The organism is Geodermatophilus chilensis (assembly GCF_002802985.1).
Lineage (GTDB): Bacteria > Actinomycetota > Actinomycetes > Mycobacteriales > Geodermatophilaceae > Geodermatophilus > Geodermatophilus chilensis.
This window is the reverse complement of the sequence record NZ_NVPT01000081.1, coordinates 1-25,942: the sequence shown is the minus strand read 5'-3', so window position 1 is coordinate 25,942 and position 25,942 is coordinate 1. Positions and strand designations below refer to the sequence as shown.

Sequence of the window (25,942 nt, the reverse complement as noted above, 5' to 3'; positions counted from 1 at the left end):
ACATGCTGAGGCTGGGAAGTGCCCTGCACGACCCAAATCGTTCTCGCGCTCCCCGCTCGCACCGGGCAGACACGCCGAGGTTGTTCAGCAGGCTCCTAGGCCGCCGCGTGCATGGCGGCGTACCGGAACGGCCCCTCTGCAGGGGCCCGCGCCGAGCCTGCGAGGCGTGGGGGGCAGAGGGGTCCTCTCTCAGAAGCGGGTCGGGGCCGGGTTGACCGGGTCGGTGTCGTGGCCGACCGGGTCGTCGGGCGACGCCGGGTGCACCTCCAGCAGGGACCCGAGGAGGTCGTCAACCGCGCCGGCCGGCCCCCCGACGTAGGTGCTCATCAGGGTGGGGTCGGTGGCCACGAACCAGGCGCGGTCGGCCGGCCACCACACGGCCGCGCTCTGTTCCTGCGGCTCGGGGGCGAAGTTGGCCGCGGCCAGCGTGACCGGACCGCGGCGCAACAGCAGGTCGCAGGCGGGCAGCCTCAGGTGCGGCCGGCCGTCGTGCGCGTCGTCGCACCAGCCGAACCAGCACTCCTGCGGCGTGGTCGTCCACCCGGCGAGCAGGTCGGCCAGCGCGGCGGCCACGGAGGCAGGGAGGTGACCCTCGGCGGGGCTGTCGTTCCAGACGTCGGGCTGGTCCTCCTCGGCGACGTACTCCCAGGAGCCGGTGATCGCCGGCCACTGCATCAGCCGGTGCGCCGTGGTGCCGTTGTAGGCCGCGACCTCGTCCCAGCGGACGTCGACGTCGTCATCGCCGGCGTAGCGGACGGCGGGGTGCAGCACCCGGGCGTAGGCCTCGAACACCGGCGGCACCAGGGAGGCGACGGTGCGGTCGCGCCGGAGGGCGGCGACGACCCACGCGCCAGGGGAGTCGCCGGTCTCGAGGGCGCCGGTGGACAGCGCGGACCTCCCCAGGGAACGGACAACCCCCGGGCTGCTCCACCGCGCCCTGCCTGGCGGGGCCAGGGGGCAGCGCGTGGGCCGACTGGACAAATGTCGGCAGCCCGGGGGTCGGGTGACTGTCCGGTTCTCGCTCGCCGCCGTACGACGGACGGGCGATCATGCCGTCGTCCGGCTTCCACACCGGACGGGCGGCCCATCTGGACGGCGGCTAGCGGACAGCCACCTCACGAGTCCGATAAGAATTCAATTGTTCGGACCACCTCCCCTCTCGTGTACCTCGACGGTACGTCGCGCGCGAGGACTCGGCAACGCACTGGTTCAGCTCTCGGCGGAACCGCCCGGAGTGCGCCCGGGCGGGGGAGCGCCGTCCCAGCGCGGCCGGTGCTCGGCGCGGTCGTCGACCGTCTCGCGCTGGTACACGTCGGGGACGCCGTCGCGGTCGAAGTCGGCCCGCTCCTCCTCGTAGATCCGCTTGTAGCGGCGGTTGCGCAGCCGCAGGACGACGGTGGCCAGCAGGGCGGCGAGCAGGGTGCCGCTCAGGATGCCGACCTTCGCGTGGTCGTAGGTCTCCGTGCCCAGGCCGAAGGCCAGCTCGGTGATCAGCAGCGACACGGTGAAGCCGATGCCGCCCAGCAGCGACAGGCCGACGACGTCGGGCCAGCCGAGGTGCTCGTCGAGCTCCGCGCGGGTGAAGCGGGACACCAGCCAGGTGGCCCCGGTGATGCCGATCGTCTTGCCCAGCACCAGCCCGACGGTGATGCCGACGGCGACGCTGTCGGTGACCGACTGGGTGAGGCCGGAGAGCCCGCCCACCGCGACACCGGCGGAGAAGAAGGCGAACACCGGCACGGCGATGCCGGCCGAGATCGGCCGGAACCGGTGCTCGAAGTGCTCGGCCAGGCCCGGGCCGGCGTCCGGGCCGCCCGCCGCCTGGCTGCGCACCACCGGGACGGTGAAGGCCAGCAGGACGCCGGCGACCGTCGCGTGCACGCCGGACTCGTGCACGAGGACCCAGGTGAGCGCGGCCAGCGGCAGCAGCAGCCACCAGGAGCGGATCCGCCGCTGGACGAGGAAGCCGAAGACGGCCAGCGGGACGAGCGACAGCAGCAGGGAGCCCGCGGAGAAGTCGTCGGTGTAGAACACCGCGATCACCACGATCGCGAGCAGGTCGTCGACGACCGCGAGGGTCAGCAGGAAGGTGCGCAGGGCCGCCGGCAGGTGCGTGCTGATCACCGCGAGGACGGCGAGGGCGAAGGCGATGTCGGTGGCGGACGGGATGGCCCAGCCGCGGAGCGCGTCGTCGTCGCGTCCGAGGTTGAGCAGCACGTAGAAGAGGGCCGGCACGGCCATGCCCCCCACGGCGGCGGCGATGGGGAGCGCTGCGCGGCGTGGCTCCCGCAGGTCGCCGGCGACGAACTCGCGCTTGAGCTCCAGGCCGGCGACGAAGAAGAAGATCGCGAGCAGCCCGTCGGCCGCCCAGGTGCCGAGGGTGAGGTCCAGGTGCAGGGCGGCCGGGCCCACCCGCGTGTCGCGGAGGGCCTCGTAGGCCCCTCCCGACGGGGAGTTGGCCCAGACCAGCGCGACCGCCGCCGCGGCGAGCAGCAGGGCCCCGCCCACGGTCTCCTTGCGGAGGATGTCGGCGACCCGGCGGGTCTCGGCCCAGGAACCCCGGCCGAACAGACGGGCGGTCGAGTTGGACGGCATGAGCGGCTCCCGGAGACAGGGTCGGCGAGGACGTTGCCGACCAGACTTCCCGGCGCACCTGTCCGGGACCCTACCGGCGACCCGTCGCGTGCGCCGTCCGGCGGACCCCCGCTCCGTACAGTGGGCGCCGTGACCCACCGCTGCGCACGGCCGTCCGGGAGCGGCCGGTGAGGCTCGCCGAGCTGGCCGGGCGCCGGGTCGGCGTCTGGGGTCACGGACGCGAGGGGCGCGCGGCGGTGCGCGCCGCGCTGACCGCCGGCGCGGCGGGGGTCGTGGTCGTCGACGCCGTCCCGCCGGTGGACCTGCCCCCGGGTGTCCAGGCGGGCGCCGACGTCGCCGCGCTCGCCGGCTGCGACGTGGTGTTCCGCTCGCCGGGCATCAGCCCCTACCGCGAGGACGCCCGCGCGCTCGCCGCCCGGACCACGCTCACCTCCGGCACCGGCGTGGCCCTGGCCGAGTTCGCCGCCCGCGACGTCCCGACGCTCTGCGTCACCGGGACCAAGGGCAAGAGCACGACCAGCGCACTGGCCGCCGTGGTGCTGACCGCGGCCGGCCGGCCGGCGGTGCACGCCGGCAACATCGGCACCCCGCTGCTCGACGTCCTGCTGGACGGGGTCGGCACCGGCGGGACGTCGCTGGTCGTCGAGGTCTCCAGCTACCAGGCCGCCGCCGTCGAGGGCTGGTCGGGCTGGGGCGCGGTGACCTCCCTGGCGCCCGAGCACCTGGACTGGCACGGCGACGTCGACACGTACTACCGCGACAAGCTGCACGTCTTCGCCGGCTGCGGGCCGGGCTCGGTGGTCGTCAGCCCCCAGGCGCGGCCGGTCGCGGAGCAGCACCTGGACCCGGCGGTACTGGTCGACCCGGGCGACGTCGTGCCCGGGGCGCGGGTGGCCGGCTTCCCGCTCGAGCGCCTCTCGGGCGTGCACAACGTCGCCAACCTGCACGTCGCGCTGGCCGCCTGCGTGCGGATGGGCGTGGACCTCGACCGGTCCGCCGACGCCGTCCGCGCCGCCGTCGCCGACTTCCGGGCGCTCCCGCACCGGCTCTCGCCGGTGGCCACGCGGAACGGCGTCACGTTCGTCGACGACGCGCTGAGCACCACCCCGGTGTCGGTGCGCGCCGCGATCGACGCCTTCACCGGGCAGCGGGTCACCCTGATCGCCGGCGGGCAGGACCGCGGGCTGGACTACACCGACCTGGCCGCGGCGGTCGTCGCCCGCGGCGGCGCGGTGCAGGTGCTGACGATCCCGGACACCGGCGCCCGGTTCGCTGCCGACATCCGCACCGCCGCGGCCGCCGCCGGCGTCGACGCGCCGGTCACCGAGACCGGCTCCCTGGCCGACGCCGTCGCCGGGGCGCTGCGCACCGCCCGCCCGGGCGACCTGGTGCTGCTCTCGCCGGGCGCGCCCAGCTACAACCGCTTCCGCAACTACGAGGAGTTGGCACGGACCTATGAGCAGATCCTCGTCGACGCCGGAGCCGAGCGTGTCTGACGCGTTCGTCGTCGCCGGCCGCTCCCTCGACCCCGCGACCGGCGAGGCCGCCTTCACCTACCGGCTGGCCGGTGACGAGTTCACCGAGCGGCTCACCCTCGACCCCGGCCTCGTCGCCGGCGCCGACCCGGCGCGCGTGGACGCCGCGCTGGACCTGGTGCACCTGGTCATGGGCACCAGCTACTACAAGCTGCGCGCGCCCGGCCGGGTCGTCGTGGAGCGGCCGGTCACCAAGGCGCAGGCCGCCGTCGCCGAGGCCGCGTACACGCACGGGCTGGGCGAGTTCGCCGCGGTGAACCGGCTGCCGGTGCCGCACGAGGTCGCCTTCGACCTGGAGACGACCGACGACGTCCCCGCGCCGGTGGACGGCGGCGGGCGCGAGGCGCTGCTGCCGGTCGGCGGCGGCAAGGACTCCGCGCTGGCGCTGGTCGTCGTCACCCCGGCCACCGCGCTCGCGGTCAACCCGACCGACGCCCAGCGCGACGTGGCCCGGGCCGCGGGCGTGCCGCTGATCGGCGTCCGCCGCCGGCTGGACCCGCTGCTGGCCGAGCGGACGCGGGCCGGGGGGCTGAACGGGCACGTGCCGGTCACCGCGATCAACTCGGCGATCTCCACGCTGGTCGCCGTCCTCGGCGGGTTCGACCCGGTCGTCTTCGCCAACGAGCGGTCGGCCGACGAGGAGACGCTGACGGTCAACGGCGCGCGGGTGAACCACCAGTACTCGAAGTCCTACGAGTTCGAGCGGTTCTTCGCGGCGGCGGCGGCCGAGGTGGGCGTGGGCTACTTCAGCCTGACCCGGCAGCTCTCGGAGCTGGCGACGGTGGGCGCGGTGGCGAACCTGCCGGAGCTGCGCGGGGAGATCCTCAGCTGCAACCGGAGCTACACGCAGGCGCACATGGGCGGCGAGGCCACGCAGCGCTGGTGCCTGCGCTGCGACAAGTGCCTGTTCACCTTCCTCTGCTTCGCGGCCTTCCTGACGCCCGACGAGGCTCGCGAGATGTTCGGCGGCGACCCCCTGACCGACCTCTCCCTCGTCGACGGCTTCCGGCGGCTGTGGGCCACGGAGAAGCCGTTCGACTGCGTGGGGGAGCGGGCCGAGAGCGCCGCCGCGATGGCCCACCTCGCGCGGAGCACCGCCTGGGGCGGGCACGCCGTCGTCCGCGCGCTGGGGGAGGAGGCGGCCTCGTTCGCCGCGGTCACCGGCGCCACCGTCGAGGGCTTCCTCCCGCCGCGCGGAGAGCACTCGGTGCCCGACCGGTACCTCACCTCGCTGCAGCGGGTGCTCGCGGAGGCCCGCCCGCCGGTGCGGTGACCCAGCTCGCGGGGATCGAGCGGGCGCTGCTGCGCCCCGGCGCCCGCGACGTGACCGGGCTGGCCGCCGCCGTCCCTGGGCAGTTCGCCCGGCTGGCCGCGGAGCTCGCCGCCGCCGGGCGCGCCGGCGGCCGGGTCGGCCTGGTCACGGGCGTGCACATCGCCTGGGCGCCCACACCGGCGGCCGAGACCGACGGGCCGGTGGGCGCCGCCGTCCTGGCCGCGGCGCTGACCGCTCTCGGCGCCGACCCGGTGGTGCTCACCGACGAGCCGTGCGCGCAGGTGACCGGCGCCTGCCTGGAGGTGCTCGGCGCCGGACGTCCGGAGGTCCTGCCGGTGTGCACCGACGAGGCGCAGGTGCGGGACCGGGTGGCGGCCCTCGGCCTGTCCCACCTGGTCGCGGTGGAGCGGCTGGGCCCGGGCCCGCACGGGCGGGTGCTGACCATGCGCGGGTTCGACGTCACGGGCTCCACCGCACCGCTGCACGCTGCCTTCGCCCTCCCCGGACTGGTCACCGGGGCGGTCGGTGACGGCGGCAACGAGATCGGCATGGGCAACGTGCCGGCCGACGTCGTCGCCGCCTGCATCGCGCACGGGGACCGGATCGCCTGCCGGGTCCCCGTGGACGCCCTCGTCGTGGCCGGCACCTCCAACTGGGGCTGCTCCGGGCTGGTCGCCGGGCTCGCCCGGCTGGCTCCCGCGCACCGCGACGCCCTGGTCGCGCTGCTGGACCCGCAGGTCGACGCGCAGCTGCTCGGGGCGGCCACCGCGGCCGGCGCGATCGACGGCGTCACCGGGCGGCCGGGGGCCACGGTGGACGGCGTCCCGGTGGCCGGCTACGCCGACCTGCTCGCCGACCTCCGCGTACTGGCGACGTCCTAGGCTCGACGGCGTGCCGCACCCGCACCCGCCCCAGGACGCCGCACCGCTCGCCGAGCGCCTGCGTGCGCGCGGGCTGCGGCTGACCACCCAGCGCCAGCGGGTGCTCGCCGCGGTGGCCGCGCTCGAGCACGCCACCCCCGAGGAGATCGCCAGCCGGCTGCGCGAGGAGGCCGGCCCGGACGGCGCGGCGCCGGACACCTCGACGGTCTACCGCAACCTCGAGCTGCTCGAGCGCCTCGGGCTGGTGTGGCACACCCACCTCGGCAAGGGCGCGCCGGTCTACCACGCCGCCGAGCACCCGCACCTGCACGTCGTGTGCGCCAGCTGCGGGGAGATCTCCTCGGCCGACCCGGCGCTGCTCGACGGGGCCGCGGAACGTCTGGCGGCCGACCTGGGTTTCCAGCTGGACGTGGGGCACGTCGCGCTGTCCGGGACGTGCCGCGCGTGCCGCGAACGAGCCGGATCGGAGTCCTGATGTCCACCCCCAGCCCCCTGCTCGCCCGTCCCGGCGCCGTCCCGGTGGAGGACGGGTCCGTCCCGGCGCACTACGGCAGCCCCCTGCGCGAGCAGCGCGAGCTCGCCGAGGGCGCCGGCCTGGTCGACCGCAGCGACCGCGACGTGCTCGTCGTCCCCGGTGCCGACCGGCTGACCTGGCTGCACAGCCTGCTCACCCAGCACCTCGAGCGGCTCGGCGACGGCGCCGGCGCGGAGGCCCTCGAGCTGTCACCGAACGGGCACGTCGAGCACCACCTCGTCCTCGCCGAGCTCGCCGGCACCACCTGGGTGGACGTCGAGCCGGGCACCGGCCCCGCGCTGCAGACGTACCTGGAGCGGATGCGCTTCATGCTCCGCGTCGAGCCGGCGCTGGTGACCGACGCGTGGGCGCTGCTGTCCCTGGTCGGTCCGCGCGGCGACGCGGTGCTCGCCGCCGCCGGCCTGCCCGTCCCCGTCGCGCCGTACGCGGTGTCCGCCCGGGACGGCGGCGGGTGGGTGCGCCGGATGCCACCCCTCGGGGACGGCGCCCCCGTCGTCGACCTGCTGGTGTCCCGCGCCGAGCTGGCCGCCACCGCCGACGCGCTGCTGGCCGCGGGGGCCGCGCCCGCCGGGGTGGACGCCTACGAGGCGCTGCGGGTCGAGGCCCGCCGTCCGCGCCTGGGCGTGGACACCGACCACCGCACCATCCCGAACGAGACCGGCTGGCTGGCCAGCGCCGTCCACCTGGCCAAGGGCTGCTACCGCGGCCAGGAGACCGTGGCCCGGGTGCACAACCTGGGGCGCCCGCCGCGGCGGCTGGTGCTGCTGCACCTCGACGGGCTGGCCGAGCAGCTGCCGGAGGCCGGGACGCCGGTGCAGCTCGGCAGCCGCGACGTCGGCCGGGTCGGCTCCGTCGTCCGCCACCACGAGCTCGGCGTCGTGGCGCTGGCGCTGGTCAAGCAGTCGGTGGCGATGGACGCCGAGCTGACCGTGGCCGGCGCCCGGGCCGCGATCGACCCCGACGACGCCCCGGCCGGGCTCGACGACACGGTCGCTGCGGCGCGGGAACGGGTCCAGGCCGTCCGATCTGGGACCATCCCCCGGTGACCGCTCGACCCTCCGGAGAGGCCCGACCGTGACCCCCGAACCGACTCGCGCCGGCGGCGCCGCCGTCGACGCGCTGCTCGACCGCGGCTTCCTCGAGGCCGCCGTGCAGCGGCCGATGGCCGACGTCCGCCGGCTGCGGCGCCAGGCCGAGCAGGAGGAGGTCAACCTCTCCTACACCCGGCGGCTGCTGCAGGGGCGGCTGGACATCGTGCGCCGCGAGCTGCAGCGCCGCGCCGAGCACGACGGCCGCTCGCTCGTCGACCTGCTGCCGGAGATCCTCGCCGAGAAGGGCCGCGGCCCGGCCCACGGCCTGGGCCGGCACCAGACGGTGCAGCCGGCGGCGCCCGAGGAGTACGAGAGCTGGGTCAACTCGCTGACCCCGGGCGTCGACCTGTCCGCGGTCCCCGAGCTGTCCGACGCCGAGCTGGAGCGGGCCGCCCGCGCGCTGGCCCGCGCCGAGGGGTCGCTGTCCGAGCGGCGCCGCGGCGTGCAGCAGGTCATGGACGGGCTGGCCGCGGAGCTCGGCCGCCGGTACCGCAACGGCGAGGCCGACGTCGCCGCGCTGCTCGCTGACGAGGGCCGTTGAAGGACCCCGCTGCCCCCCGCCACTCGCAGGCTCGCGGCGGGCCCCTGCAGCGGGGCCGAGTCGCTTGGCCGGACAATCCGGTGCTGGTCGAGGTGTGGCGCTCGGGCTTCCTCGAGTCGGTGCACCGCGGCTCGCTGGTCGTCGTCGGCCCCGACGGCGCGGTGCTGTCCGCCGTGGGGGACGTCGACCGGCCGGTGCTGCCGCGATCGGCGAACAAGCCGGTGCAGGCCACCGCGCTGCTCGCCGCCGGCTGGGCGCCGCGCTCGGGTGAGGAACTCGCGATCGGTGCCGGGTCGCACTCCGGGGAGGACGGCCACCGCGAGCTGGTCGCCGGCATGCTCGCCGCCGTCAGCCTCTCGCCCGACGACCTCGGCTGCCCGCCGGCGCTGCCGCTGCACGACCCCACCCGTTCGGCCTGGGAGGTCGCCGGCCGGGCGCGGGAGCGGCTGGCGATGAACTGCTCCGGCAAGCACGCGGCGATGCTCTCGGCCTGCGTCGCCGCCGGCTGGCCCACCGAGGGCTACCTCGACCGCGAGCACCCGCTGCAGCAGGCGGTCGAGGCCCGGCTCGGCGAGGCCGCCGGCACGCCGGTGGCGGCGGTCGTCGTCGACGGCTGCGGCGCCCCGCAGCACGGACTGCCGTTGACCGGCCTGACCCGGGGCGTGTCCTCGCTGGTCGAGGCCGCGGCCGGCACCCACGACCGGGCGGTCGCCGACGCGATGCGCGCGCACCCCTGGTTCGTGGCGGGCACCGGCCGGGAGGACACCGACCTCATGCGCGCCGTCGACGGCCTGCTGGTCAAGGGCGGGGCCGACGGCGTGCACGTCGCCGCGCTACCCGGCCGCGGCGCGGTCGCCCTCAAGCTGGACGACGGCGGCGACCGCGGCCGCACACCCGCGCTGTGCGCCGGCCTGCGGCACCTGGGCGTCCCGGCCGAGCAGCTGGCCCCCTGGTCGCTGACGCCGGTGTCCGGTGGCGACGGCGTGGTCGGCGAGGTGCGAGCGGCCGCAGCGCTGACGGGCTGACCTGACACGCCGGGTGAGACGGTTCACGCCCGGGTGCTAGCTCTCCCGCTTGCAGTAGCTAGCACCCCGGCCTAGCGTCGTGGTGTGCAGAACCCGAGCGACTTCGTCCGCGGACAGGTGACGACCGTCCGTGGCGTGGTCGACCAGGTCGCGAGCAGCGTCGCGGGGACGGTGGCCGCCGAGCGCTCCAAGGTGTCGGCGACCGGGTCCCAGGTCGGGGAGTTCATCCGCGAGCAGCGCAACGCCGCCCGGGTGTCCCTCCGCGAGCTCGCCCGCACCGCCGGGGTGAGCAACCCGTACCTCTCGCAGGTGGAACGGGGGCTGCGCAAGCCGTCGGCGGAGATCCTGGCCGCGATCGCCAAGGGCCTGAAGATCTCGGCGGAGACGCTCTACGAGCAGGCCGGGATCCTCGACCGCCGCGACGGCAACCCGGACACCGTGGTGGCGATCCGCGCCGACGCGTCGCTGTCCGAGCGGCACAAGGCCGTGCTGCTCGAGCTCTACGAGACCTACGTCCGGGAGCACGCCGTGAGCGGCGCCGCCCCGGCGGACCCCACTGACCCCACCCCGAACCGTCCCGCGGAGGAATCGGCATGAAGACCCTGCTCAACAAGACCGTGCTGAAGGAGTACGGCGAGATCGTCGCCGTCCAGAACAAGCAGGTCCTGCTGGCCGCCGTCGGCGCCGGCGACCTGGCCGTCGAGCGCGCCCGCGCCGTCGTCGGCACGCTGCGCTCGCGCGCCGAGGCGCTGCCCGGCGAGGCCCAGGTGCAGGCCGACCTGGCCGCCAAGGAGGCGCGCACCCGCGCCGAGGAGGCCGTCCGGACCGCGCGCACGTCGGCCCAGCACGTCGCCGCGGCCGTCCGCCCCGACGCCGTCGCCAGCACGGTGGCCGGCCTGGCGAGCACCGCCCGCACCCAGGCGGTCGCCACCATCGAGTCCCTGGCCGTCCGCGGTGCCGAGGTCGTCGAGGAGCTGCGCCACCAGCCCGTCGTCCGCAAGGTCGTCGGCCGCGCCGAGCGTGCGGTGGACGCCGTCGAGGACACCCTCGAGGAGGTGCTCGAGGAGACCGCCGAGACCGTCGCCGAGGCGTCCAACGAGGTCACCTCGATCGCGCAGAAGACCGCGGCGAAGGCCGAGAAGGCGATCGACTCCGCCGAGCAGGCCACGCACGAGGCCGCCGACCAGGCCAAGGCGACCCTGGAGTCGGCCGAGGAGCCCGAGGCCGCCAAGCCGGCTCACAAGCGAGCTGCGGCCAAGAAGACCTCGCCGGCGAGGAAGTCGGCCCCCGCCGGCACCTCCGCCCGGGTGACCCGCGCCCGCACCACCAAGCGCGACAGCTGAAAGAGGACCTTCCTGCCCCCACCGTGGAAGGACCCCGTCCTCCGCACCGCTCGCAGGCTCGCGGCGAGCCTCTGGACGGGGCCGCGGCGGGACCCTGCAGGGAGGCCGCCCGGACCCAGAGCCCCGGAGCAGCGCACAGCGCTCCGGGGCCCTGCCGTGTCCGGACCTCCCCCGGAGGGGTCGCGGCACCCTGGCCGGACGCCGTTGCGCGGGTACCCTGCCGGGCATGCTGAGCTTCGACGGGGTCCTGCTCGACGTGCTGCGCCTCGCGACCCTGGCGCTCGCCGCGTGGGCCCTGGCCGACGCCCTCATCCGCCCCGCCGCCGGCTACGTCGCGGCGGGCAAGCTCACCAAGCCCGGGTGGGGGGCCATCCTGGCCCTGTCCCTGGTGGTCCTCCTGCTCATGGGTCCCATGAGCTTCCTCGGCCTGCCGGCCGTGATCGCCGCCATCGTCTACCTGGTCGACGTCCGGCCGGCCGTCCGTGGGCTGAGCCGGGGCGGCAGCGGCTGGTGAGCCGCCGGGCTCACCAGCCCCGAGTGTCCTTCGGGATCACGATCCACAGCAGCAGGTAGGCGATGAACTGTGGGCCGGGCAGCACGCAGGAGAGCACGAACGCCAGGCGCAGGCCGGTCCGCGAGATGCCGTAGCGCCGGGCGATCCCCGCGCAGACACCGGCGACCACCTTGTGGCGCGTGTCGCGGCGGAGGGGCAGACGGGCGGGCGAGGTCATGCCCCCGACCCTACGGTCGATGGGTGCTCCTGTGCGCGGTCCGCGGCGACATCACCCAGGCCGACGTCGACGTCGTCGTCAACGCGGCGAACCCCGGGCTGCTCGGCGGCGGCGGGGTCGACGGCGCCATCCACGCGGCCGGCGGGCCCGACATCCTGGCCGAGTGCCGTGCGCTCAAGGCCGGGTTGCCCGGTGGGCGGCTGCCGCGCGGGCAGGCCGTGGCGACGACGGCCGGCCGGCTGCCGGCCCGGTGGGTGGTGCACACGGCCGGCCCGATCTGGTCGCCCGACGAGGACAGGTCCGCCGTCCTGCGCTCCTGCTACACCGAGAGCCTGCGGGTCGCCGACGGCCTGGGCGCCCGGACGGTGGCCTTCCCGGCGATCTCGGCCGGCGTCTACGGCTGGCCGCTGGAGGACGCCGCGGTGCAGGCGGTGGCCGGCGTCCGCGCGGCCGCGGTCGAGCACGTGCAGGAGGTGCGGTTCGTGCTGTTCGACGACCGGGCGCTGGCGGCGTTCGAGGCCGCGCTCAACGGCTGAAGACGCCCTCCGGGGGCTCGGGGGAGGGGACCGCGTCGGCGTCGTGCACCGGCTGGGCCCGGCCGGCGAAGCGGTCCAGGTCGGCGCCCTCGACCACCCGGCTCGGCATCGGGTCGGCGGCGCAGCGGCGGACCAGCGCGGGGATCGGCAGCTCGGCGTCCGAGGCGCCCGCCACCAGGTTGCCGAAGCGGCGGCCGCGCAGCGTGCCGGGCTCGGCCAGCAGGCAGACGTGCGCGAAGACGGCACGCAGCGTGGCCACCTGGGTGCGGGCGAAGCGCAGCGGCGGGCCGTCGGCAACGTTGACGACGAACGAGCCGCCCGGCCGCAGCACGCGGTGCGCCTCCTGCGCGTACTCGAGGCTGGTCAGGTGCGCCGGCGTGCGGGCCCCGGCGAAGACGTCGCTGACGACGACGTCGGCGCTCGCGGGTGGCAGGGCGGCCAGCCCCTCGCGGGCGTCGGCGGCGCGCACCCGGACGCGGGCGTCCCGCGGCAGCGGCAGGTGGGCGCGGACCAGCTCGGTGAGCCGCTGGTCGAGCTCGACGACCCGCTGCCGGGAGCCGGGACGGGTCGCCGCGACGTACCGGGGCAGGGTCAGCGCACCGCCGCCCAGGTGGACGACGTCGATCGGCCGGCCGTCGGCGGCGGCGAGGTCGAGCACGTGGCCCATCCGGCGCACGTACTCGAACTCCAGGTGCGTGGGGTCATCGAGGTCCACGTGCGACTGCGGCGTCCCGTTCACCATGAGGACCCACGAGCCGTCGCGGTCGGCGTCCCCGAGCAGCTCGGCGGTGCCCCCGTCGACCGGTGTCGGGCCGGGCGGGACGACGGGCTCGGGGGACCGGCGCCGGCTCATCGGGTCATCGGGGCGGGACGCACGCCCGCCATCGTGCCCGACCGTGCGAGATCGCCGATCTCGCCCGCAGCGTCAGACCGGGGCGACGGCGGACCAGCGCACGGTGACCTCGCCGTGCCGCCAGCGGCGGCTGGAGCCGACGAACGGCCAGCCCTGCCCGGCGAGGGACTCGACCGCCGCGGTCCAGCGCTGACGCGGGCCGAAGGTGGAGAGCCCGGCCGCGGCGGCCCACGCGGTGTCCAGGGCGCGGAGGAACTCGTGCACCGGCTGGCCGGGCACGTTGTGGTGGATGAGCGCCTTGGGCAGCCGCTCGGCGAGGTCGGAGGGCCGGTCGAGGTCGGACACCCGCGCCGACAGCGTCAGGGTCAGCGGCCCGTCCGTGTCGAGGGCGACCCACGCCGAGCGCCGTCCCCACTCGTCGCAGGTGCCCTCGACGAGCAGCCCGCCGGGGCCCAGTGCGGCGCACATCGTCTGCCAGGCCTGCGCCGCGGACTCCTCGTCGTACTGGCGCAGCACGTTGAACGCGCGCACCAGCACCGGCCGCAGGCCGGCCAGCTCAAAGCCGCCCACCCGGAAGTCGACCCGCGGCGGGTCCCGGTCGGCGGCGACGGCGGCCACCGCTCGGGGTCGATCTCCAGGCCGACGACCTCGAGGCCGTGCACCTCCGCGCCGAGCCGGTCGGCCAGCTCCAGCGTGGTCACCGCCGACGCGCCGTAGCCGAGGTCCACGACGAGCGGCCGCGCGGCGTCGCGCAGCCGCGGCACCTGCGTGGCCAGCAGCCAGCGGTCGACCCGGCGCAGCCGGTTGGCATTGGTGGTGCCGCGGGTGGGCAGGCCCAGGGCGCGGGCCCGGCCGGCGGCCAGGCGCGGACTGGCTTTCTTCGGGAGGCTGGCGCGACGCTTGTGGTCCCCGCCTCCTGCCTCGCTCACCGGTCCAGAGCGTAGTCGCGGTTAGCGTGGTGCCGTGCAGGTCCGACGGAACGCCCGCCTCGCGGAGCTGACGACCCTCGGCGTGGGCGGCCCCGTCGACCGGCTGGTCGAGGTCACCGGCGCCGCCGAGCTCGTCGCCGCCGTCCGTGACGCCGACGCCGCCGGCCGGCCGCTGCTGGTCCTCGGCGGCGGCTCCAACCTGATCGGTCCGGACGACGGCTGGCCCGGGGACGTCATCGCCGTCCGCAGCCGCGGCGTCGAGCGCGACGGCGACCGGCTGGTCGTGCAGGCCGGGGAGCCGTGGGACCACCTGGTCGCGCACACCGTCGAGCAGCAGCTGGCCGGCATGGAGGCGATGTCGGGCATCCCGGGCAGCACCGGGGCCACGCCGGTGCAGAACGTCGGCGCCTACGGCCAGGAGGTCGCCCAGGTCATCGGTGTCGTCCGGGTCTGGGACCGCGTGACGTCGACCGAGCAGGTGCTCACCCCGGCCGAGTGCGGGTTCACCTACCGCGACAGCCGGCTCAAGCGCGAGCCCGGCCGGTTCGTCGTCCTCGAGGTCACCTTCGAGCTGGAGCCGGGGGAGCTGTCGCGGCCGGTCGGCTACGCCGAGCTGGCCCGGCGGCTGGGCGTCGAGCTGGGGGAGCGGGCGCCGCTGGCCGACGTCCGGGCCGCGGTGCTCGAGCTGCGCCGCGGCAAGGGCATGGTCTGGGACCCCGCCGACCCCGACAGCCGCAGCGCCGGGTCCTTCTTCACCAACCCGATCGTCCCGGCGACGCGGGCGGTCGAGGGCTGCCCGAGCTGGCCGGCCGGCGACGGGCACGTGAAGCTCAGCGCCGCCTGGCTGGTGCAGCACGCCGGCTTCGGCCGCGGCACGCGCGACGGCCGGGTGGGGACGTCGTCCCGGCACAGCCTCGCGCTGACCACCGAGCCCGGTGCGACCGCCGACGAGCTGCTGGCCTTCGCCGACAAGGTCGTCGCCGGCGTGCAGGAGCGCTTCGGCGTGACCCTGGAGCGGGAGCCCACCGCGATCACACCGTCGCCCTGACCGTCACCCCCGGGATTGCCGGGGTTCCTCGCGCACTGCCGGCGCTGCAGCACCGGCAATCCGCGAGAAGCGCCGGCAATGGTGCTCAGGTGAGGTCGAGGTACATCACGTGCAGGCCGACGTAGCCGTGCTCGGGGTGGGAGAACGCGCCGGGCACCGTGCCGACGACGACGAAGCCCAGTGACCGCCACAGCGTGACGGCCGGGGTGTTGGTCTCGACGACGGCGCTGAACTGGATGCCGCGGTAGCCGGCGTCGCAGGCCCAGCCGACCACGTGCTCGCCGAGCGCCCGGCCCACACCGCGGCCCTGCGCGGCCGGGTCGACCAGGAAGCTCGCCGTCGCGACGTGCGACCCGCGGCCCGGCCGGTTCGGGCCCATCTTCGCGCTGCCGAGGACCGTGTGGCCGTCGACCGCGACCACCGTCCGCCCCGGCGGCTGCTCCATCCAGAGCGGGCGGGCCTCCTCGAGGGAGAGCCCCTCCGGGTAGGCGTAGGTCTGCCCGGCGTCGACGACCGCCCGGAAGAACGGGTGGATCGCCGGCCAGTCCCCGTCGGTCGCCTCGCGGATCAGCACCGACCGACCGTAGGGCGGGTGCTCCGCTGCGGCCACCGACCACGGGCCAGCGGCCCCGTCCCGGGCCCCGCCCTGAGCTTGCGAAGGATGGGGAGGACGGGGTCCTTCTACTGGCGGTGCACCTTGTGCTGGGCGGCCTGCGCCCGCGGGCGGACGACGAACAGGTCGACGTTCACGTGGTGCGGGCGGGTGAGCGCCCAGGCGATGCAGTCGGCGATGTCGTCGGCCACCAGCGGCTCGCGGACCCCGCGGTAGACCGCCTCCGCCCGGTCCCGGTCCTGGACCCGGTTGAGGGCGAACTCCTCGGTCCGCACCATCCCGGGCGCGATCTCGACCACCCGCACCGGCTGGTCGAACAGCTCCAGGCGCAGCGTCTCGGCCAGCGTGTGCACGGCGTGCTTGGCCGCCGTGTAGGAGGCGCCGCCCTCGTAGCTGATCAGCCCCGCGGTCGAGCCGACGAACAGCAGGTCGCCGGCGCCCGAGGCGATCAGCTGTGGCAGCAGCGCCTTGGTCAGCCGGACGGTGCCCAGCACGTTGACCTCGTAGGTGCGCGCCCAGGAGTCCAGGTCGGCCTCGGCCACCGGCCTGGCGTCGAACGCGCCGCCGGCGTTGTTGACCAGCACGTCGACCCGGTCGAGCGCGCCGACGAACTCCGCCACCGAGCCCGGGTCGGTCAGGTCGAGCGGCAGCGCCCGGGCCCCGATCTCCGCGGCCAGCTCGGTCAGCCGGTCCATCCGCCGTGCGCCGACGACGACGTCGAAGCCCTCGGCCGCCAGCCGCCGGGCGGTGGCCGCCCCGATGCCGCTGGAGGCACCGGTGACGACAGCGGTCCGGCCCGCACCGGGCGCACCTGCGGGAACGAGGGGAGACTCGGGTGAGGGACCGGGCATGCGCCCCATCCTGGCGTTGTTGCAGACTGCGATGTCGAGCGGGTGCCTCCCGGCGCCCAGGAGCGAGGCGGGAGGTCGCACGTGGCCGCTCGCCGCCGTCCCCGGTCGGCCGTGCCCCGGCGGGTGGCCACCCTCTCGGTGCACACCAGCCCCCTCGACCAGCCCGGTGCCGGCGACGCCGGCGGCATGAACGTCTACGTCGTCGAGGTCTCCCGGCGGCTGGCCGAGCGCGGCATCGCCGTCGACGTCTTCACCCGCGCCACCTCCAGCGACCTCCCGCCGGTGGTCGAGATGAGCCCCGGGGTCACCGTGCGGCACGTCAGCGCCGGCCCGTTCGAGGGCCTGGGCAAGGAGGAGCTGCCCGCGCAGCTGTGCGCCTTCACCGCCGCCGTCCTGCGCGAGGAAGCGCAGCACGAGCCGGGGCACTACGACGTCGTCCACTCGCACTACTGGCTCTCGGGCCAGGTCGGCTGGCTGGCCCGCGACCGGTGGAGCGTGCCGCTCATCCACACCGCGCACACCCTGGCCAAGGTGAAGAACGCCGCGCTGGCCGCGGGCGACCGCCCCGAGCCGCGGGCGCGCGTCATCGGCGAGGAGCAGGTCGTCGCCGAGGCCGACCGGCTGATCGCCAACACCGACGACGAGGCCCGCCAGCTGGTCGAGCACTACGGCGCGGACCCGCGGCGCACCCTCGTCGTCCCGCCCGGGGTGGACCTCGACCGCTTCACCCCCGGCGACCGGGCGGCGGCCCGTCGCCGGCTCGGCATCGCCGACGACGCCGTCGTCCTGCTCTTCGTCGGGCGCATCCAGCCGCTCAAGGCCCCTGACCTGCTGTTCGAGGCGGCCGCGCGGATGCTCGCCGACGACCCGGCCCTGCGCGACCGGCTCCAGGTGCACGTCGTCGGCGCGCCCAGCGGCACCGGCCTGGAGGCGCCCCGCCAGCTGGAGCAGCTGGCCGACGGGCTCGGCATCGCCGACCTCGTCCGGTTCCTCCCCCCGGTGCACGCCGAGCTGCTCGCCGAGCACTACCGCGCCGCCGACGTCGCCGTCGTCCCCAGCCACAACGAGTCCTTCGGCCTGGTGGCGCTGGAGGCCCAGGCCTGCGGGACGCCGGTCGTCGCGGCGGCCGTGGGGGGCCTGCGCACCGCCGTCCGGGACGGCGTCTCCGGGGTGCTGGTCGAGGGCCGGGACCCGGCCGACTACGCCGCCGCCATCCGCGCGGTGCTCGCCCGCCGGGAGCTGCTGTCGGCCGGCGCCCGCCGGCACGCGGACTCGTTCTCCTGGGAGCGCACCGTCGACAGCCTCGTGGCGGCGTACACGGCGGCCGCGGAGGAGATGGCCGTGGCGGCTCAGCGGCTGGCCTCTCCGGAGGTCGCCTGCGGTCGGCTGCTGCGCCCGGCCTGGGCGCTCGGCGGGGTGCGCGCGCTCGGCGCGCAGGTGGCGCAGTGAGCCGCTCTGCCGTCCCGGCGGCTCCGCCGCGCGGGAGCGGACAGGGGGCGCGGTGAGCCGCGAGCGGACCGTCGCCGAGCTCGACGCGGTCATCGAGCAGACCGTGCGGGAGAACGAGCTGGTGCACGAGCACCCCGCGCCCGGGCGCTGGCTGGTCGACCTGCCCGGCACCCAGAAGCTCAAGACGGTCTGCGGGCTGATCGTCGGTGAGCACGCGCTGCGGGTGGAGGCCTTCGTGTGCCGCCAGCCCGACGAGAACCGCGAGCAGCTGTGGACCTACCTGCTGCAGCACAACGCCCGCATGTACGGCGTTGCCTACTCGATCGACAGCGTCGGCGACGTGTACCTGACCGGCCGGCTGCCGCACGCCGCGGTCACCCCGGAGGAGCTCGACCGCGTCCTCGGCGCGGTGCTCAGCTACGCCGACGACCACTTCAACACCATGCTCGAGATCGGCTTCGGCGCGTCGATCCGGCGGGAGTGGGAGTGGCGGGTCAAGCGCGGCGAGTCGCTGCGCAACCTGGAGGCCTTCGCCGACTTCGTCGACCCGGGGCGGAGGTCCCGCGCCGCCGGGACCCCGGACGGCGGGGCGTGACGGCGACCGAACGGTCGCTCCCCGAGGCCGCCGAGGAGCGGCCCGGCTACGCCCGCCGGTGGTGGGTGCTGGCCACCATGACGATCTGCCTGCTCGTGGTGATCATGGGCAACACGACCCTCAACGTCGCCATCCCCACGCTGCAGCGCGAGCTGGACGCCAGCCAGGGCCAGCTGCAGTGGGCCATCGACGCCTACATCCTCGTCTTCGCCGGCCTGCTGTTCTCCTGGGGCGTCATCGGTGACCGGATCGGTCGCCGGAAGGTGCTGCTCATCGGGCTGTCGGTCTACACGGCCGGCTCGCTGCTGGGTGCCTTCAGCAGCAGCCCCGGCGAGCTGATCGCCTGGCGGGCGGTCATGGGCATCGGCGGCGCGGCGGTGCAGCCCACCACCCTGGCGGTCATCACCAACGTCTTCCCGCCGGGCGAGCGCGGCCGGGCCATCGGCGTGTGGGCCGGCACCGCCGGGATCGCCGTCGCCGGCGGCCCGCTGGCCAGCGGCGCGGTCTTCCTCATCGCGGTGCCGGTGGCGCTCCTCGGCATCGTCGCGACGCTGCTCGTCGTCCCCGAGTCCCGCGACCCGTCGCCGGGCCGGCTCGACGTCCCCGGGGTGCTGCTGTCGATCCTGGCGCTCGTGGGACTGGTCTACGGGATCATCCACGGCGGCTCGGGGGCGGGCTGGGGCTCGCCCGACGTCCTCGTGCCGCTGCTCGGCGGGCTGGTCCTGCTGGCGCTGTTCGTTTGGCTGCAGCGCCGCTCGACCCACCCGGCGCTGGACGTCACGCTCTTCCGCAACCCGGCCTTCTCCGCCGCCGCGGCCGCCCTCGGCCTGAACTTCTTCGCGCTCATGGGCGCGACCTTCTACCTCGTGTACTACCTGCAGGGCGTGCTCGGGTACGGCCCACTGGTCAGCGGCGCCGCGCTGATCCCGATGGCGCTGGGCATGGCGGTCATGGCGCCGGGCAGCTCGCGGCTGGCCGAGCGGTTCGGCGCCAAGGCCGTCGTCGGCACCGGGTTCGGCCTGCTGACGGCGGCCGTCTGCGGCTTCCAGTTGCTGGACGAGACCTCACCGCTGGGGCTGCTGCTGGTCATCCTGTCGGTCCAGGGCCTGGGGATGGGCGCGGTCATGGCACCGACGACCGAGTCGATCATGTCCGTCGTCCCCCGGCACAAGGCCGGCGCCGGTGCGGCGGTGAACAACTCGGTGCGCCAGGTCGGCGGTGCGCTCGGCGTGGCGATCCTCGGGTCGCTGCTGGCCAACGCCTACGCGGCCCGGCTCGGCGAGGCCGTCGACGCGCTGCCGGCCGACCTCCGGGAGGAGGCCAGCACCTCGATCGTGGCCACCCTCGGCGCGGTGCAGCAGACGCTGGCCGGCGGCGACCCGGAGGCCGCGGCCGCGGCGGGCGCGCTGGTCGACCCGGCCCGCGAGGCGTTCGTCGCGGCGATGCACCTCACCGCCGTGGGCACGGCGCTGGCCACGGCGCTGGCCGCCGTCGTCGTCCTCGTCTGGTTGCCGGGACGGCGCACCGGGTCCGGCGCCGAGGCTCCCACCAGGGGTTAGCGTGGCGTCGGTGCACGAGGGTCCCGGGCAGCAGCAGCGGCAGGTCCGGGCACTGGTGGGCCTGCTCGCCGCGACCGCGCTGGTGTACCCGCTGCTGCTGTGCGCCGTGCGCCTGACTTTCGCCCAGCTGCTGGCCGTCGACCTGGAGGGCAGCCTGCTGTGGCTGACCGCCGGCGCGACGTGCAGCGTGGCCGCCGTCGCGGCGCTGCGCTGGGGTGTCGACCGGCCCGTCCGCAGCCCGTGGCTGCTCACCGGCCTGCTGCCGCCGGTCGCCTTCGAGGCCTGGTTGCTGTGGCCGCTGCTCATCGGGTGAGACCGACCAGGTCCGGGTCGGGCAGGATGGCGGCGTGACGACCGGAACGCTCGTGCTGCTCCGCCACGGCGAGAGCGAGTGGAACAAGGCCAACCTGTTCACCGGCTGGGTGGACGTGTCGTTGTCGGAGAAGGGCCGCGGCGAGGCCGCCCGGGGCGGTGAGCTCCTCGCCGAGCACGGCCTGCTGCCCGAGGTGGCGCACACGTCGGTGCTCAAGCGCGCGATCAGCACCGCCGAGCTGGCACTGGCCGCCGCGGACCGGCAGTGGATCCCGGTCAAGCGCTCGTGGCGCCTCAACGAGCGGCACTACGGCGCGCTGCAGGGCAAGGACAAGGCCGCCACGCTCGCCGAGTACGGCGAGGAGCAGTTCACCGTCTGGCGCCGCTCGTACAGCACCCCGCCGCCGCCCATCGACCCCGGCAGCGAGTACTCCCAGGACGGCGACCCGCGCTACGCGATGCTGCCCTCGGAGGTGCGGCCGCAGACCGAGTGCCTGGCCGACGTCGTCGTCCGGATGCTGCCGTACTGGTACGACGCGATCGTGCCGGACCTGCGCGCGGGCCTGACCGTGCTCGTGGCCGCGCACGGCAACAGCCTGCGGGCGCTGGTGAAGCACCTGGACGGCATGGGTGAGGACGAGGTCGTCGGGCTCAACATCCCCACCGGCGTCCCGCTGCGCTACGACCTGGACGACGACCTGCGCCCGGCCAAGCCCGGTGGCGAGTACCTCGACCCCGAGGCCGCAGCCGCCGCCATCGAGGCCGTGAAGAACCAGGGCAAGAAGTAGCCGGGACACCGGAGGGCCCCTCCCGCGACGGGGAGGGGCCCTCCGGTGTCCCGTGGTCCAGCCGAGTCGGGGACGGCACTCAGCCGGGGTGGCCCGGTCTCGGGGGGCCCGGCCCCCTCCAGCCAGGAGGGGGTCCTTTCACCGACCGGGACACGGCCAGCGACTCAGCCCCGGCCGGGGACGGCACCTGGCCGCGGTGTCGGCCGGTGGGCCGACGGTGTCATGGCCGGGGTGTCGGCCGGTGGGCCGACTGGTCAGCCGTCGCGTGCATCTCCCGCTCGCCGGTGACCAGGTAGACGACCCGGCGGGCGACGCTGACCGCGTGGTCGGCGAAGCGCTCGTAGTAGCGGCCGAGCAGGGTGATGTCGATGGCCGCCTCCATGCCGTGCGGCCACTCCTTGCTCAGCAGCTCGCTGAACAGCTGCCGGTGCAGCTGGTCCATCAGGTCGTCCTCGGCCTCGAGCGCCGCGGCGGCCTCGACGTCGAGCTTGGCGATCACCGTCGCCGTCTGGCTGACCAGGCTCTCGGCGACGTGCCCGGCCTCCAGGAAGATCGGCCGCAGCTCCTGGGGGACGGCGTGCTCGGGGAAGCGCATCCGCGCCAGCTTGGCGACGTGGACGGCGAGGTCGCCCATCCGCTCCAGGTCGCTGACGATCCGCATCGCCGCGGTGATCGTGCGCAGGTCGGTGGCGACCGGCGCCTGCCGGGCCAGCAGGGTGAAGCAGCGCTGCTCGATGCTCTCCCGGGTGGCATCGATGCGCTCGTCACCCTCGATGACCAGGTTCGCCAGCTCGATGTCGGCGTCCAGCAGCGAGGTCGTCGCCTTGTTCATGGCGGACCCGACCGAGTTCGCCATCTCGACCAGGCAGGTGTTGATGTCGTCGAGTTCCTCGTGGTAGTGCTGCCGCACCGTCGTCCTCCTCATCGGGCCGTGATCGGCCGTGGCCCAACACGCGGGGGTACCCACTGCTCGAGACCCCGACGATCTCCGGACCCCGAGGGTAGGACCGCGCGTCCACCGCATCCGTCCCCGGCGGTGAACTCGTGGGCACGGGAACATGAACAGTCACGATCCGGGGCGTCTCCGTCACCCGGACGGAGGATGAGCGGCGTTCCCTCCGGCCTAGCATCGGCTCGTGAGCTCGTCGGTCGCCCTGCTGGTCGGCCTCGTCGCCGGGGTGGTCGCCGGCGCCGTGGTCGCCTGCCTCCTGCTGCGTCCGCGCCGTCCCGACCTCCCGCGGGCCGCTCCGACCGACGGCACGGCCCCCGAGGCGGTCCTGTCCCGGCGACTGCTCGACCTGATCGACCCCGCCGTCGTCCTGCTCGACGCGGACGACGTGGTGCTGATGGCGAACCCGGCGGCCCGCTCGCTCGGCATCGTCCGCGAGACCCGGCTGCTGGTCCCCGAACTGCTGGAGCTGGCCCGTGCGGTGCGCGAGGGCGGCCGGCGCCGCGCCGAGGTGTCGCTGCCCGGCTCGGTCGTGGGCGGGGGACCGCGGCAGGTCGGGGTGCTCGGCGTCCGGCTGGAGCGCGGGTCCGGTCCGGCGCCCGGGCCGGTGGCGCTGGTGCTGCAGGACGTGACCGAGGCCCGCCGGGTGGAGGCCGTCCGCCGGGACTTCGTCGCCAACGTCGGCCACGAGCTCAAGACCCCGGTCGGGGCGCTGTCGTTGCTCGCCGAGGCCATCGAGGACGCCGCCGACGACCCGCAGACGGTGCGCCGCTTCGCCTCTCGGATGACCCACGAGGCCGACCGACTGGCCCGGCTGGTCCGCGAGCTCATCGACCTGTCACGGCTGCAGGGCGGCGAGCCGCTGCCCGAGCTGGTGCCGGTGGACGTCGACACGGTCATCGCCGAGGCGGTCGACCGCACTAAGCTGGCCGCGAGCGCCAAGCAGATCGCCATCGTCTCCGGCGGTGAGGGCGGCCTGGTGGTGCGCGGCGTGGAGTCGCAGCTGGCCACGGCGGTCACCAACCTGCTGGCCAACGCCGTCGCCTACAGCCCCGAGAGCACCCGGATCGCCGTCGGCGCCCGCGCCCGCGCCGGCTTGGCGGAGATCACGGTGACCGACAGCGGCATCGGCATCCCGCGACAGGACCGCTCACGGGTCTTCGAGCGCTTCTACCGTGTCGACCAGTCCCGAGCCAGCCGCACCGGCGGCACCGGCCTCGGGTTGGCGATCGTCAAGCACGTGGCCACCAACCACGGCGGCTCGGTGAGCGTGTGGAGCGAGGAGGGCCTCGGCTCCACCTTCACCCTGCGGATCCCGCTGGCCGAGACCGCATCCGAACCCGCCGGCGACGCGCCGGCCGAGCACGACCTGGCCGGCGGTCCGTCCGCCGCTGACGCCCCGGAGGGACGGTCATGACCCGAGTGCTGGTCGTGGAGGACGAGGAGTCCTTCTCCGACGCGCTGTCCTACATGCTGCGGAAGGAGGGGTTCGACCCGGTCGTGGCCAACAACGGGCCGGAGGCGCTCGCCGAGTTCGACCGCGGCGGCGCCGACATCGTGCTCCTCGACCTCATGCTGCCGGGCCTGCCCGGCACCGAGGTCTGCCGCCAGCTGCGCTCCCGCAGCAGCGTGCCGATCATCATGCTGACCGCGAAGGACGCCGAGGTCGACAAGGTGGTCGGCCTCGAACTGGGCGCCGACGACTACGTCACCAAGCCGTACTCGGCGCGCGAGCTGGTCGCCCGCATCCGGGCGGTGCTGCGCCGCCGCAGCGACGTGGACGCGACGGTCGACTCGGCCCTGGAGGCCGGCCCGGTGCGCATGGACGTCGAACGGCACGTCGTCTCCGTGGACGGCGAGCCGATCGCCCTGCCGCTCAAGGAGTTCGACCTGCTCGAGCTGCTCATGCGCAACGCCGGGCGGGTGCTCACCCGGGTCCAGCTCATCGACCGCGTGTGGGGCTCGGACTACGTGGGTGACACCAAGACCCTCGACGTCCACGTCAAGCGGCTGCGCGCCAAGATCGAGCCGGACCCGGCCAACCCCAAGTACCTGGTGACCGTGCGCGGGCTCGGCTACAAGCTCGAGGCGTAGCAATCGGTCGGCCTACCGGCCGACACCGCGGCCAGGTGCCGTTCCCCAGCTGAGCGGAGCCCTTCCTGCCACTCCTCGTGGAGGCCTCCGGCCCCCACTCGTCGAGGCACCTCGCAGGGCGGCTCGCGTCGGCATCCGCGGCCAGGTGCCGTCCCCCGGCTGGCGCAGAGCCTTCAGAGCGGGCCGGCCGGGACTACTGGCCCCGGCCGGTCTCGTCCTGCAGCTCGTCGATCTTGCGTGACGCGTCGGCCTTCGTGATGTCGTCCGACACGTCCTCGCCGGCCTCGCGGGCCAGCGTGTGCAGGTAGCTCTTCTGGGCGCCGGTCGCGGGCTCGTCGCCGGTCACCCAGTCCGACGGGTCCTTCTCGGCGCTGCGGTCGTCGTTCGCGGTGGGTTCGCTCATGTGTTCGAGCCTAGGCCGAGGTGAGCTCCGGCGCAGGTCGAGCGGCGGCCGCACGGCGGGCGGACTCCCACCGGCGCCCGGTGCGGTACACGTGCACGCCGCCGCACGGGCACTCGACGTGCAGCGCGATGTGGGTCGGGTGGTTGACCACCGAGCGGATGCGCCGGTCGGCGACCAGCTCGGCGGTCCTCGTCACGGGGCAGGTGATGAGCAACACACGACGAGCGTGCTCCCGGGGTGCCGCCCGCACGAGTGGCAGAAGTGACCGCGACCGCGTCTTTCCTGCCATGCTGTCCGGCATGACGGCCGACCGTCCCCTCGTGGTGAGCCTCGTCGTCGCCGACGGTCTCGTCGGCAGCTTCGGACTGGGCGTCAGTGCCGAGGTCTTCGGCTACGACCGCCGGCACATGGGCCTGCCGCGGTTCGACTTCGCGCTGGTGGGCGAGGCGCCCGGCGTCATGCGCACCGACACCGGCATCCCCATCACGGTGGAGCACGGCCTGGAGCGGCTGGCCCGCTCCGACATCGTCTCCATCACGGCGTGGGAGCTGTTCGACCGCGTGCCCTCGCCGGTGCTGCTCGACGCCGTCCGCGAGGCGTACGCCCGGGGCGCCACGATCGTCAGCCACTGCACAGGTGCCTTCGTGCTCGCCGAGGCCGGCCTGCTCGACGGCAAGCGGGTCACCACCCACTGGAAGTGGGCGGGGGAGCTGGCCGCCCGCTACCCCGCGGTCGAGGTGGACCCCTCCGTGCTCTACGTCGACAACGGCCGGATCCTCACCGGCGCCGGGACGGCGGCCGGTGTCGACACCCTGCTGCACCTGGTGCGCCGGGAGTGGGGCGCCGCGGCTGCCAACGCCCTGGCGCGCGAGATGGTCGTGCCCCCGCACCGCGACGGCGGGCAGGCCCAGTTCATCGACGCCCCCGTCGCCGAGTGCCAGGACGACCTGCTCGGCGCCGTCCTGGAGTGGGCGCAGAACCACCTGGCCGACGACCTCAGCGTCGAGCTGCTCGCCCGCCGCGCGCTGATGAGCCCGCGCAGCTTCGCCCGCCGGTTCAAGGCGACGACCGGCACCACCCCGCACGCCTGGCTGCTCGGCCGCCGGCTCGCGGCCGCGGAGGCGCTGCTCGAGGAGAGCGACGCGCCGGTCGAGGAGATCGCCCGGCTCGTGGGCTTCGGCACCGCCGCGGGGTTCCGGGAGCAGTTCACCCGGCGCCGCGGGGTGTCCCCGCGGGCCTACCGGCAGACCTTCCGGGCCGGGCTCGCCGCGGCGGACGACGACCGGGCCGCTTGATCGCCGTGACTAAAGATCATTAACGGCGGAGGTTCCGGATCTGCTGACGGGCGGCGCGGTGTGCGCTATGCCGAAGCCGTGAGGTATCCCGACGGTGGTGGGCTGACCGCCGAGGAGC

At 75.3% G+C, this 25,942-nt stretch carries 30 protein-coding genes; 20 read left to right on the top strand and 10 right to left on the bottom strand.

The genetic code is table 11. The annotated features are described in order from the left end of the window. Positions 1-189: 189 nt before the first annotated feature. The gene (locus CNO22_RS14895; RefSeq protein ID WP_157936956.1) at positions 190-801 is read right to left on the bottom strand and encodes a hypothetical protein; all 612 of its coding nucleotides are present in this window, start codon (positions 799-801) and stop codon (positions 190-192) included. Between the two features lie 408 nt (positions 802-1,209). Then, positions 1,210-2,595 (bottom strand): Na+/H+ antiporter NhaA, encoded by a 1,386-nt coding sequence (nhaA, locus tag CNO22_RS14890; RefSeq protein ID WP_100500112.1) that lies wholly within the window; start codon positions 2,593-2,595, stop codon positions 1,210-1,212. A 167-nt stretch (positions 2,596-2,762) separates the two neighbouring features. Between nhaA and murD the strand changes: the two genes are divergently transcribed. The 10 genes from murD (at position 2,763) to CNO22_RS14845 (ending at position 11,333) form a co-directional block, all read left to right on the top strand. Continuing rightward, entirely contained in the window at positions 2,763-4,091 is a 1,329-nt protein-coding gene (murD, locus tag CNO22_RS14885) for a UDP-N-acetylmuramoyl-L-alanine--D-glutamate ligase (protein ID WP_157936955.1), read from the top strand. Beyond that, positions 4,084-5,403 carry a hypothetical protein gene (locus tag CNO22_RS27735; RefSeq protein ID WP_157936954.1) on the top strand — a complete coding sequence of 440 codons (1,320 nt, stop codon included), beginning with the start codon at positions 4,084-4,086 and terminating at the stop codon, positions 5,401-5,403. Before murD ends, CNO22_RS27735 begins: the two co-directional genes overlap by 8 nt. Next, on the top strand, positions 5,400-6,284 hold the full coding sequence (locus tag CNO22_RS14880; protein ID WP_157936953.1) for a glutamate cyclase domain-containing protein: 885 nt from the start codon (positions 5,400-5,402) through the stop codon (positions 6,282-6,284). The genes CNO22_RS27735 and CNO22_RS14880 overlap by 4 nt, the downstream gene beginning before the upstream one ends. 10 nt (positions 6,285-6,294) lie before the next feature. Next, positions 6,295-6,759 carry a Fur family transcriptional regulator gene (locus CNO22_RS14875; protein ID WP_100500109.1) on the top strand — a complete coding sequence of 155 codons (465 nt, stop codon included), beginning with the start codon at positions 6,295-6,297 and terminating at the stop codon, positions 6,757-6,759. Then, positions 6,759-7,865, top strand: coding sequence for a CAF17-like 4Fe-4S cluster assembly/insertion protein YgfZ (gene ygfZ / locus CNO22_RS14870; protein ID WP_100500108.1), 1,107 nt, complete (start codon positions 6,759-6,761; stop codon positions 7,863-7,865). Before CNO22_RS14875 ends, ygfZ begins: the two co-directional genes overlap by 1 nt. A 28-nt stretch (positions 7,866-7,893) precedes the next feature. Beyond that, positions 7,894-8,451: an RsiG family protein gene (locus tag CNO22_RS14865; protein WP_100500107.1), complete on the top strand. Its 558-nt coding sequence runs from the start codon at positions 7,894-7,896 to the stop codon at positions 8,449-8,451. An 80-nt stretch (positions 8,452-8,531) separates the two neighbouring features. Continuing rightward, entirely contained in the window at positions 8,532-9,476 is a 945-nt protein-coding gene (locus CNO22_RS14860; RefSeq protein ID WP_232807048.1) for an asparaginase, read from the top strand. An 84-nt stretch (positions 9,477-9,560) separates the two neighbouring features. After that, the gene (locus CNO22_RS14855) at positions 9,561-10,073 is read left to right on the top strand and encodes a helix-turn-helix domain-containing protein (protein WP_100500106.1); all 513 of its coding nucleotides are present in this window, start codon (positions 9,561-9,563) and stop codon (positions 10,071-10,073) included. Then, positions 10,070-10,819 carry a hypothetical protein gene (locus tag CNO22_RS14850; protein WP_100500105.1) on the top strand — a complete coding sequence of 250 codons (750 nt, stop codon included), beginning with the start codon at positions 10,070-10,072 and terminating at the stop codon, positions 10,817-10,819. The genes CNO22_RS14855 and CNO22_RS14850 overlap by 4 nt, the downstream gene beginning before the upstream one ends. A gap of 226 nt (positions 10,820-11,045) precedes the next feature. Next, positions 11,046-11,333, top strand: a complete 288-nt coding sequence (locus CNO22_RS14845; protein ID WP_100500104.1) for a DUF2516 family protein — start codon at positions 11,046-11,048, stop codon at positions 11,331-11,333. Positions 11,334-11,343: 10 nt separating this feature from the next. Here CNO22_RS14845 and CNO22_RS14840 read toward each other — a convergent pair whose 3' ends face one another. Next, entirely contained in the window at positions 11,344-11,550 is a 207-nt protein-coding gene (locus CNO22_RS14840; RefSeq protein ID WP_100500103.1) for a PspC domain-containing protein, read from the bottom strand. A 23-nt stretch (positions 11,551-11,573) separates the two neighbouring features. Between CNO22_RS14840 and CNO22_RS14835 the strand changes: the two genes are divergently transcribed. Then, positions 11,574-12,086 carry an O-acetyl-ADP-ribose deacetylase gene (locus CNO22_RS14835; RefSeq protein WP_100500102.1) on the top strand — a complete coding sequence of 171 codons (513 nt, stop codon included), beginning with the start codon at positions 11,574-11,576 and terminating at the stop codon, positions 12,084-12,086. On the opposite strand, the gene CNO22_RS14830 is transcribed toward CNO22_RS14835, so the two are convergent. Together CNO22_RS14830 and CNO22_RS29080 are read right to left on the bottom strand one after the other, a co-directional pair. Further along, positions 12,076-12,939, bottom strand: coding sequence for a spermidine synthase (locus tag CNO22_RS14830; RefSeq protein ID WP_100500101.1), 864 nt, complete (start codon positions 12,937-12,939; stop codon positions 12,076-12,078). The two genes, CNO22_RS14835 and CNO22_RS14830, sit on opposite strands and share 11 nt — an antisense overlap. Positions 12,940-13,011: 72 nt before the next feature. Beyond that, on the bottom strand, positions 13,012-13,557 hold the full coding sequence (locus tag CNO22_RS29080; protein ID WP_232807047.1) for a hypothetical protein: 546 nt from the start codon (positions 13,555-13,557) through the stop codon (positions 13,012-13,014). Between the two features lie 345 nt (positions 13,558-13,902). On the opposite strand from CNO22_RS29080, the gene CNO22_RS14820 reads away from it, so the two are divergent. Further along, a complete protein-coding gene (locus tag CNO22_RS14820; RefSeq protein WP_100500100.1) occupies positions 13,903-14,916 on the top strand; it encodes a UDP-N-acetylmuramate dehydrogenase in 1,014 nt (337 codons plus the stop codon). An 85-nt stretch (positions 14,917-15,001) separates the two neighbouring features. Here the strand turns inward: CNO22_RS14820 and CNO22_RS14815 are convergent, their stop codons facing one another. Both CNO22_RS14815 and CNO22_RS14810 read right to left on the bottom strand, forming a co-directional pair. Continuing rightward, positions 15,002-15,490, bottom strand: a complete 489-nt coding sequence (locus tag CNO22_RS14815) for a GNAT family N-acetyltransferase (RefSeq protein ID WP_100500115.1) — start codon at positions 15,488-15,490, stop codon at positions 15,002-15,004. 107 nt (positions 15,491-15,597) lie between these two features. Continuing rightward, entirely contained in the window at positions 15,598-16,380 is a 783-nt protein-coding gene (locus CNO22_RS14810) for an SDR family oxidoreductase (RefSeq protein WP_100500099.1), read from the bottom strand. A gap of 81 nt (positions 16,381-16,461) precedes the next feature. Between CNO22_RS14810 and mshA the strand changes: the two genes are divergently transcribed. From mshA to CNO22_RS14785, 5 genes are read left to right on the top strand one after another with little or no spacing between them, the layout of a single operon-like run. Further along, positions 16,462-17,829, top strand: coding sequence for a D-inositol-3-phosphate glycosyltransferase (gene mshA / locus CNO22_RS14805; RefSeq protein ID WP_100500098.1), 1,368 nt, complete (start codon positions 16,462-16,464; stop codon positions 17,827-17,829). 52 nt (positions 17,830-17,881) lie between these two features. Further along, positions 17,882-18,424, top strand: a complete 543-nt coding sequence (locus tag CNO22_RS14800) for a type III secretion system chaperone family protein (protein WP_198588342.1) — start codon at positions 17,882-17,884, stop codon at positions 18,422-18,424. Continuing rightward, on the top strand, positions 18,421-19,983 hold the full coding sequence (locus CNO22_RS14795) for an MFS transporter (RefSeq protein ID WP_100500097.1): 1,563 nt from the start codon (positions 18,421-18,423) through the stop codon (positions 19,981-19,983). The genes CNO22_RS14800 and CNO22_RS14795 overlap by 4 nt, the downstream gene beginning before the upstream one ends. Positions 19,984-19,993: 10 nt before the next feature. Further along, positions 19,994-20,296, top strand: coding sequence for a hypothetical protein (locus CNO22_RS14790; protein WP_157936952.1), 303 nt, complete (start codon positions 19,994-19,996; stop codon positions 20,294-20,296). A gap of 34 nt (positions 20,297-20,330) precedes the next feature. Continuing rightward, positions 20,331-21,083: a phosphoglyceromutase gene (locus CNO22_RS14785; protein WP_100500095.1), complete on the top strand. Its 753-nt coding sequence runs from the start codon at positions 20,331-20,333 to the stop codon at positions 21,081-21,083. A 220-nt stretch (positions 21,084-21,303) separates the two neighbouring features. Here the strand turns inward: CNO22_RS14785 and phoU are convergent, their stop codons facing one another. Then, the gene (gene phoU / locus CNO22_RS14780; RefSeq protein ID WP_100500094.1) at positions 21,304-21,993 is read right to left on the bottom strand and encodes a phosphate signaling complex protein PhoU; all 690 of its coding nucleotides are present in this window, start codon (positions 21,991-21,993) and stop codon (positions 21,304-21,306) included. Positions 21,994-22,219: 226 nt separating this feature from the next. On the opposite strand from phoU, the gene CNO22_RS14775 reads away from it, so the two are divergent. Together CNO22_RS14775 and CNO22_RS14770 are read left to right on the top strand one after the other, a co-directional pair. Then, complete coding sequence (locus tag CNO22_RS14775) at positions 22,220-23,449, top strand: sensor histidine kinase (protein WP_100500093.1); 1,230 nt, start codon at positions 22,220-22,222, stop codon at positions 23,447-23,449. Then, positions 23,446-24,126 carry a response regulator transcription factor gene (locus tag CNO22_RS14770; RefSeq protein ID WP_100500092.1) on the top strand — a complete coding sequence of 227 codons (681 nt, stop codon included), beginning with the start codon at positions 23,446-23,448 and terminating at the stop codon, positions 24,124-24,126. The genes CNO22_RS14775 and CNO22_RS14770 overlap by 4 nt, the downstream gene beginning before the upstream one ends. Before the next feature lie 193 nt (positions 24,127-24,319). Here the strand turns inward: CNO22_RS14770 and CNO22_RS14765 are convergent, their stop codons facing one another. Continuing rightward, positions 24,320-24,529 (bottom strand): DUF3072 domain-containing protein, encoded by a 210-nt coding sequence (locus CNO22_RS14765; protein WP_100500091.1) that lies wholly within the window; start codon positions 24,527-24,529, stop codon positions 24,320-24,322. Positions 24,530-24,539: 10 nt separating this feature from the next. Next, on the bottom strand, positions 24,540-24,725 hold the full coding sequence (locus CNO22_RS14760) for a hypothetical protein (RefSeq protein WP_232807046.1): 186 nt from the start codon (positions 24,723-24,725) through the stop codon (positions 24,540-24,542). Between the two features lie 103 nt (positions 24,726-24,828). On the opposite strand from CNO22_RS14760, the gene CNO22_RS14755 reads away from it, so the two are divergent. Then, positions 24,829-25,824 (top strand): helix-turn-helix domain-containing protein, encoded by a 996-nt coding sequence (locus CNO22_RS14755; protein ID WP_232807045.1) that lies wholly within the window; start codon positions 24,829-24,831, stop codon positions 25,822-25,824. The last annotated feature ends 118 nt before the right edge of the window (positions 25,825-25,942 follow it).

What these genes read in the sequence shown, in the direction of transcription:
- CNO22_RS14850 (WP_100500105.1), top strand. Translation starts at nt 10,070, where the DNA reads ATGAAGACCCTGCTCAACAAGACCGTGCTGAAGGAGTACGGCGAGATC.
- CNO22_RS14845 (WP_100500104.1), top strand. Translation starts at nt 11,046, where the DNA reads ATGCTGAGCTTCGACGGGGTCCTGCTCGACGTGCTGCGCCTCGCGACC.
- CNO22_RS14765 (WP_100500091.1), bottom strand. Translation starts at nt 24,529, where the DNA reads ATGAGCGAACCCACCGCGAACGACGACCGCAGCGCCGAGAAGGACCCG.
- ygfZ (WP_100500108.1), top strand. Translation starts at nt 6,759, where the DNA reads ATGTCCACCCCCAGCCCCCTGCTCGCCCGTCCCGGCGCCGTCCCGGTG.
- nhaA (WP_100500112.1), bottom strand. Translation starts at nt 2,595, where the DNA reads ATGCCGTCCAACTCGACCGCCCGTCTGTTCGGCCGGGGTTCCTGGGCC.
- CNO22_RS14830 (WP_100500101.1), bottom strand. Translation starts at nt 12,939, where the DNA reads ATGAGCCGGCGCCGGTCCCCCGAGCCCGTCGTCCCGCCCGGCCCGACA.
- CNO22_RS14755 (WP_232807045.1), top strand. Translation starts at nt 24,829, where the DNA reads ATGACGGCCGACCGTCCCCTCGTGGTGAGCCTCGTCGTCGCCGACGGT.
- CNO22_RS14840 (WP_100500103.1), bottom strand. Translation starts at nt 11,550, where the DNA reads ATGACCTCGCCCGCCCGTCTGCCCCTCCGCCGCGACACGCGCCACAAG.
- CNO22_RS14770 (WP_100500092.1), top strand. Translation starts at nt 23,446, where the DNA reads ATGACCCGAGTGCTGGTCGTGGAGGACGAGGAGTCCTTCTCCGACGCG.
- CNO22_RS14810 (WP_100500099.1), bottom strand. Translation starts at nt 16,380, where the DNA reads ATGCCCGGTCCCTCACCCGAGTCTCCCCTCGTTCCCGCAGGTGCGCCC.